The following is a 273-nucleotide window of genomic DNA, read 5'->3' on the forward strand; positions in this document are numbered from 1 at the left end:
GTTGCAGGATCAGCGCCAGCGACAGCGCGAGCGGATCATCGCCGGTCGGCACGGCAATGGCGTCCAGCACATCGCGGGCGAAGATCCAGTGTCCGGCCATGGCGGCGGGGTGGCCGAGCAGCAGGTCCGGGTCGAAGTCCGGGCGCAGCACCGGCGACGGCGGTGCCAGCCCGGCGCCGCGGTGCCATTCGTCGGCGAACACCGCGCGTGGGCGCTCCACCGCGGCCAGGGCGAGTGGCAGGCGCTGCAGGGCGCCGGCGCAGAAGGTGTCGC

General features: G+C 74.7%; 1 protein-coding gene. It reads right to left on the reverse strand.

What is annotated here, in order from left to right; genetic code table 11:
* On the reverse strand, positions 1-273 hold a 273-nt coding region (locus tag SB660_RS20560), incomplete at both ends, for a hypothetical protein (RefSeq protein ID WP_410584184.1).

The organism is Bacillus sp. SIMBA_005 (genome assembly GCF_046535585.1).
Lineage (GTDB): Bacteria > Bacillota > Bacilli > Bacillales > Bacillaceae > Bacillus > Bacillus pumilus.